General features: G+C 73.1%; 6 protein-coding genes and 2 pseudogenes. 3 read left to right on the top strand and 5 right to left on the bottom strand.

Annotated elements, in window-relative coordinates; translation table 11 throughout:
• Positions 1-196, top strand: a pseudogene (locus ACWEN3_RS39285) (peptidase C39 family protein); the annotation flags it as partial.
• Between the two features lie 201 nt (positions 197-397).
• Here the strand turns inward: ACWEN3_RS39285 and ACWEN3_RS39280 are convergent.
• The 4 genes from ACWEN3_RS39280 to ACWEN3_RS39265 form a co-directional block, all read right to left on the bottom strand.
• Positions 398-1,285: a Gfo/Idh/MocA family protein gene (locus tag ACWEN3_RS39280; RefSeq protein WP_452981375.1), complete on the bottom strand. Its 888-nt coding sequence runs from the start codon at positions 1,283-1,285 to the stop codon at positions 398-400.
• 35 nt (positions 1,286-1,320) lie between these two features.
• The gene (tgmB, locus tag ACWEN3_RS39275; RefSeq protein ID WP_452981372.1) at positions 1,321-2,304 is read right to left on the bottom strand and encodes an ATP-grasp ribosomal peptide maturase; all 984 of its coding nucleotides are present in this window, start codon (positions 2,302-2,304) and stop codon (positions 1,321-1,323) included.
• A gap of 18 nt (positions 2,305-2,322) precedes the next feature.
• Complete coding sequence (gene tgmA / locus ACWEN3_RS39270; RefSeq protein WP_452981369.1) at positions 2,323-2,514, bottom strand: putative ATP-grasp-modified RiPP; 192 nt, start codon at positions 2,512-2,514, stop codon at positions 2,323-2,325.
• A 119-nt stretch (positions 2,515-2,633) separates the two neighbouring features.
• Positions 2,634-3,500, bottom strand: a complete 867-nt coding sequence (locus tag ACWEN3_RS39265; protein WP_452981366.1) for a fructosamine kinase family protein — start codon at positions 3,498-3,500, stop codon at positions 2,634-2,636.
• 188 nt (positions 3,501-3,688) lie between these two features.
• On the opposite strand from ACWEN3_RS39265, the gene ACWEN3_RS39260 reads away from it, so the two are divergent.
• Both ACWEN3_RS39260 and ACWEN3_RS39255 read left to right on the top strand, forming a co-directional pair.
• Positions 3,689-4,399: a tRNA-dependent cyclodipeptide synthase gene (locus ACWEN3_RS39260; protein WP_452981363.1), complete on the top strand. Its 711-nt coding sequence runs from the start codon at positions 3,689-3,691 to the stop codon at positions 4,397-4,399.
• The gene (locus tag ACWEN3_RS39255; RefSeq protein ID WP_452981361.1) at positions 4,396-5,604 is read left to right on the top strand and encodes a cytochrome P450; all 1,209 of its coding nucleotides are present in this window, start codon (positions 4,396-4,398) and stop codon (positions 5,602-5,604) included. The genes ACWEN3_RS39260 and ACWEN3_RS39255 overlap by 4 nt, the downstream gene beginning before the upstream one ends.
• A gap of 74 nt (positions 5,605-5,678) precedes the next feature.
• On the opposite strand, the pseudogene ACWEN3_RS39250 reads toward ACWEN3_RS39255, so the two are convergent.
• Positions 5,679-5,877 (bottom strand): annotated as a pseudogene (locus ACWEN3_RS39250) (hypothetical protein); the annotation flags it as partial.

The raw sequence follows: 5,877 nt of genomic DNA, 5'->3' as shown, positions 1-5,877 counted from the left end.
CGAGGGCTGCGGCAACTGGCCCTTCAACGCGGCCTACGCGGCCACCTACAAGGACATCCAGGGCGTGGTCACCCGCCTCGCCTCGCTCACCGACCGGGGCAACTTCCCCATGGCCGCCCACTTCGCCACGGCCGGCTATCCCGTACTGCGCGAGCGCGTCAGCTACTGGGCCGATGGCGTTGTCAGCGCCGGGTGACATGCTGACACCGAGGTGAGGGGCGGCGAGGCGGGGGAGGGGCCGTGGGGTTCGACGGCCAGGGGGAACTCCCGACGTCCCGCTGCGCACCGGCGAGGCACAGCGTTGCCCGCACCGGCAACACGGCGCCCCCCGGCAGGCCGACAGCGTCCATGCGTCGACACGGAGGCGTCGAACCCTAGGCAGACTCGTACCCGGCTCCTACTCCGGGCCCCCCGACAACCGGGCCTGTGCTGTGGCCAGGATTTCTGTGACGCGGAGGCCGAAGGTGGCGTCGCAGGGGTGTGGGCGGCCTGTGCGGGCGGCCGTCAGCAGGGCGTCGGCGGCACGTGTGAGCGCGGGGACCGCTCCCTCGGAACTGCCCGGCAGGACCGCCACGCCCGCCTCGCCCCGCAGTTCCACATCGGCCCCGGCCGCCGCGGGCGGGGCCGTCAGGCTCAGCGTGAGCGTGCTCGACGCGCCGGTCGCGTGGTCCAGGACCAGGTGGACGGTGTCCGCGGGACCGTGCGCCGCCGCCACGACCTGCCGTACGTCACCGAGGACCGGCAGCAGCACCGACAGGGCGTGCGGGCCCACGTCCCACAGCGCGCCCTTCTCCCGCCGCCACGGCGAGACCGCGAACGGGCTGTCGGTCGTGAACACCGCCCCGAGCCACTGCGCCCGCGCCGTGAACCAGCCCGCCACCGCAGCCTGTTCCTCGATCCAGGCATCCGGCTCCTTCTGGAACCGCGCGGTGAAGAAGACCACGGACGCCACCCCGGCCCGCTCCACGGCCTCCGCGACGGCCCGTCCGTCGGCGACCGACAGCGCGAGCGGCTTGTCCAGCAGCAGATGCCGGCCCGCCCGAGCCGCCCGCACCGCCAACGGGGCCTGCACGGAGGGCGGCAGGGCGACGGCGACCGCGTCCACATCGGCCAGCAGCGCGTCCACGTCGTCGTACGCGGCGACGCCGTACTGCTGGGCGAGGCCGGTGGCCGCCTCGGGCCGGCGGCCCCACACCCCGGCGAACTCCAAGGCGGGATGCCCGGCGAGGGCGGGGGCGTACGCCGCCTTGGCCCACGGGCCCGTCCCCAGCAGTCCGATGCGCATGTCGCGTTCCCTTCTCCGAGCCGTTCCCCGCGTCCTCAAGAGCCTGCGCTCCGGGCGCCGTCCGCAACCGTGCGGTCCGGATCCGCCTCCCCCGCCAGCCACTTGGCGATGGTGGCGGCGATCGGCTGGCCGGTGTCCATCTCGATGAACCCGAACTGGCCGGACTGGTTGCACTCCAGGAACCACCAGATGCCGTCGGCGTCCTCCGCGAAGTCGAAGGCGCCGTAGGCCAGTTCGGCGTCCCGCAGATAGCGCAGCACGGCTTCGCCGACCCGTGGGGGCACGTCGGCGGGCAGCCAGGGGGCGGCCGACGGGGCGAACCGCACGTCGACGTCGTCGGGATGGGCGTCCGGGGCCACGGGCTTGCGTGCCGCGAGGAGCGTGTCGCCGACGACGGTGAGCCGGATGTCGGCCTCCTTCGCGACCCGCCTCTGGAGCAGCGTCGGCCCGAAGGCGACCGCCGCGAAGTCGGCGTCCGGCGCGACCCTGCTGGTCGGCACCGCCCGCGCCGGCTCCTGCGGATGCGCGCCCGAGACCGGCTTGACCACCAGGTCGGGGAAGCGCTCCGCGAACTCCCGTGCCGCCTGCGGGAACGTGGTGATCAGCGTGGCCGGCACCGCGAGACCGCTGCGCTGCGCCAGATCCAGCTGCCAGGGCTTGTGGCGGGCACGGCGGGCGGCGTCCGGATGGTTCATCCAGCGCGCGCCGGAGCAGCGCAGCATGCCGTACAGCGCCTGTGACGACTCCTCGGTCAGCCAGGCGGACGGCTGGGCCGCGCGGGCGGCGGCGTCCCCGGGCCTGCGCACCCAGATGGAGCGCAGGCCGTTCATGCTCACCAGGCGCCCGCCGACGGACAGATGCCCGCGGCTGGCGCCCTGCACGAACTCGCCCGACAGCGCCACTCCGCTGGTGAGGTCGGCGGGGTCGAGCCGCACCACGGGCACGCCCGCCTCGCCCAGCCGCAGCACCACCATGTCCGCCGTCACGTCTTCTTCACTGGTCAGGATGAGCACGGTCATCTTCCGGATGCCCGCGCCTCAGTCGTCGAAGTGCGTCTTGGAACCGGCCGTGGAGGTCGTGGTTCCGAGTGCCCTGAGGGTCGCGTGGTCGGTGGCGGCGATCCGTCCGTCCGGGAGGACGTTCAACTGCAGTCCGGAGTCGTACGCGTACGGAGTGGTCATGTCCAACTGCACAGCCGGGCGCGCGTAGTTGAGCGTGAACGGTTGCATGGTCTCTCCCTGATTCGGCTTTCACGTCCTTATACGAATCGAACGGGTGATTGGTTTCCTTACTCTGTGTAATCATGGCCCGGAGTGAGGCGTTCCGCAGGGACGGAAAGGCGCCACGCTCACCTCGCGAGCGCCCCCCGAGCCACCGTCAGCGCCCGTTCCGCATAGCCGCGTCCGAACAGCACCGCGTGCACGAGCAGAGGGAAGAGCTGATGCATCCCTACCCGTTCCCGCCAGCCCTCGCTCAGGGGCGCCGTCTCCTGGTATCCGGCGAGGATCCGGTCCAGGTGTGGGCAACCGAACAACTGGAGCATCGCCAGGTCGGTCTCCCGGTGGCCACCGTGCGCGGCCGGGTCGATGAGCCGGACCTCGCCGTCGGCGCCCCACAGCACATTGCCGTTCCACAGGTCGCCGTGCAGCCGGGCGGGCGGCTCGACGGGCCCCGAGAGGTCCGGCAGCCGGGCGCAGACCCGCTCGAACACGGCCGCCTCGCCGGGCCGCAGCGTGCCGCGGTCGACCGCGCCGCGCACATACGGTAGTACGCGGTGCTCGGCGTACCAGGCGGGCCAGTCGGCGCCCGGGGCGTTGCGCATGGGGGCGAGGCCGATGTACGCCTCCTCGGGGCCGCCGGGCGGAGCCGCCCCGAGGCAGGGTGCGCCGGCCGCGTGCAGGGCGGCCAGGGCTTGGCCGAAACGGAGCGCTGCGCCGGGGTCGGGGTGCCCGGTCGCCACCCGCTCGGTCACCATCCAGCGCTCGTCGTGCCCGAGCACCGCCGGCACCCGGACGGCGTCCGCCGCGGCGAGCCAGCGCAGCCCCGCCACCTCGGCGCGCACCGCCCCGGGGGCGTCACCGCGCTTGACCATCACCGGTGTTCCGTCGTCCAGCGTCATCTCGGCGGGCGACCCGGACGCCGCGTGCCCGCCGGTGACCGGGCGCCCGGTGAGCCGGGAAGCCGCCTGTCCTGGATCCTCGTCTCGGTTGACCACGGCCTCAGGGTACGGCCCGCAACGGAGGCCCGGCGGAGGGCACTTCGAGCGTTACTACGATCCTTTTCGGTCAAACCACGGCAGTTACTACCCGTGCAGATTCCATGCGGCTAGCGTGAGGGCGCCGCGTCGCCACACCAGGGGCACAGGGCCCCGGAGGGACTAGCGCGCGGCGGAGGATTTCCCCCGTGACCACAGCATCCGTGCTGATGGCCGACGTCTTCGAGGTCCAGCCCTACACCTCCCACTGCGAAGTCATCCTCGGCGAGGGCGCGCACGCCGTGATCGGCGTGTCCCCGGGCAACAGCTACTTCTCGGCCCGCCGCCTGCATGATCTCGCCCGCTGGGGACTGGACCACTTCGACCGGGTCGACCTCGTCTACACCGACCTGTACGTCGCCGAAATGTACGAGGCCTCCGGGTATCCACCGGACGAGGCCCGCCGAAAGGCCGTGAAGAACCTGCGCGGTGTGCGCGCCAAGGTCCGCGACGCCGTGTCGGCGGCCGACCCGGAGGGTGCGCGACTGACCTGGCATCCGATGTCTGAGTTCCAGGCCAACCCCGCCTACCAGGAGATCCATCGTCACCTGCAGACGCGGCTTGCCGGCGACGGTGCCTTCCGTGCCGTCTGCGACGCCCTGGTGAATCGTTTCCTCAGTGCTCGAGGCGAGGCGCCGACCGAGCGGCAGCGTGCCGTGTGCCTGGAGTACGTCTGCGCCGAGGCCCCGCTGTTCCTGGACACCCCGGCCATTCTCCAGGTGCCCTCCTCGCTCAACTGCTACCACCAACTGCTGCCGATGGCCGAGCTGTTGTACTCCCGTGGCGCGGGCCTGCGCGCCTCCCGCAACCAGGGGCACGCCATCGTGACCCCCGCCGCCCTGGAAGGAGCCGTGGCATGACCACCGCCCCCGAGGTCCCCGCCGGACCGGCCCTGCCCGCCTTCCCGTTCTCCTGGGACGGTACCCGGGTGCCCGCCGAGGTCGAGGAATTGCGTGCCGCCGCCCCGGTGCGGCGCGTGCGGACCATCGCCGGCGACGAGGCCTGGCTGGTGTCGTCGTACGAGCTGTGCGCCCAGGTGCTCAAGGACGACCGGTTCTCGCTGAAGGACACCTCCGCCCCCGGTGTGCCCCGGCAGTACGCGCTCACGATCCCGCCCGAGGTCGTGAACAACATGGGCAACATCACCGGCGCCGGGCTGCGCCGCGCGGTGATGAAGGCGCTCAACCCCAAGGCGCCGGGGCTGATGGACTGGATGCGCCAGGAGGCCCACCACCTGGTGGACCTGCTCGTGGCGGACGGCCCCACGGCCGACCTGCGCGGGGCGTTCTGCGAACCGTACTCGGCGGGCATGCACTGCCGGATCCTCGGCATCCCGCAGACCGAGGCGCCGGCCTTCCTGCGCAGCCTCGACATCGCCTTCATGAACTCGCCGTGCCCGGTCACCGGCGCGCGGATCAACTGGGACCGGGACATCGCCCGGATGGCGGTCCTGCTCGACGACCCGGCGACGCACGGCCTGGTGGGCGAACTCGCGGCCCTGCGCGAGGACCCGGACTACGCGCACCTGACCGACGAGATGCTGGCCACCGTCGGCGTCACCCTCTTCGGCGCCGGAGTGATCTCCACCTCCGGGTTCCTCGCCATGGCCCTGGTCCACCTGCTCACCCACCCCATCGCCCGCGACCTCCTCAGGGACCGCCCCGACCTGATCGGCCCGGGCGTGGAGGAGCTGCTGCGGGTGAACCTCTCCATCGGCGACGCCCTGCCGCGCCTCGCTCTGGAGGACGTCCGGCTGGGCGATGTCGCGGTGAAGGCGGGCGACCTCGTCCTCGTCCTGGTCGAGGGCGCGAACCTCGACCCGGAGAAGTTCCCCGACCCGCACCGCTTCGACGTGCACCGCGACAACGTCGCCGACCACCTCTCCTTCGGCGGCGGCGCCCACTACTGCCCGGCGACCGCGCTGGGCCGCGCACACGCCCGGATCGCCCTGGAGGTCCTGCTCGACCGGCTCCCGGACCTCGCGCTCGCCGTGCCGGCCGGCCAACTGGTGTGGCGGACCGGGTTCATGAAGCGGATCCCCGAGCGGCTGCCGGTGACCTGGTAGCCCCGGCACCGGCGTCCCGTGCGGCGTCCCCGGCCCGGCACCCGGCCGGGGACGCGCCGGCCGACGCTTCGGCGTCAGTGGCCGGTGGGGTACGAGTCCCCGGTCAGGCCCACCGGGTTGCCGGGCGGCAGCAGGCCGGAGTCCGCCACGGCCCGGGCCAGCGGCTCCAGCAGCCCGGCCAGGCGCTCGGCGCGGTCCGCGCCCGCACGCTGGCCGAGGTCGCGGACACCGGCCGGCGGCTGAGCCGGGAGGAACTGAAGACCCGCCGCGCGC

The organism is Streptomyces sp. NPDC004561, from assembly GCF_053602155.1.
This window is presented reverse-complemented; position numbering and strand designations above follow the sequence as displayed.

What these genes read in the sequence shown, in the direction of transcription:
- tgmB (WP_452981372.1), bottom strand. Translation starts at nt 2,304, where the DNA reads ATGACCGTGCTCATCCTGACCAGTGAAGAAGACGTGACGGCGGACATG.
- ACWEN3_RS39280 (WP_452981375.1), bottom strand. Translation starts at nt 1,285, where the DNA reads ATGCGCATCGGACTGCTGGGGACGGGCCCGTGGGCCAAGGCGGCGTAC.
- ACWEN3_RS39255 (WP_452981361.1), top strand. Translation starts at nt 4,396, where the DNA reads ATGACCACCGCCCCCGAGGTCCCCGCCGGACCGGCCCTGCCCGCCTTC.
- tgmA (WP_452981369.1), bottom strand. Translation starts at nt 2,514, where the DNA reads ATGCAACCGTTCACGCTCAACTACGCGCGCCCGGCTGTGCAGTTGGAC.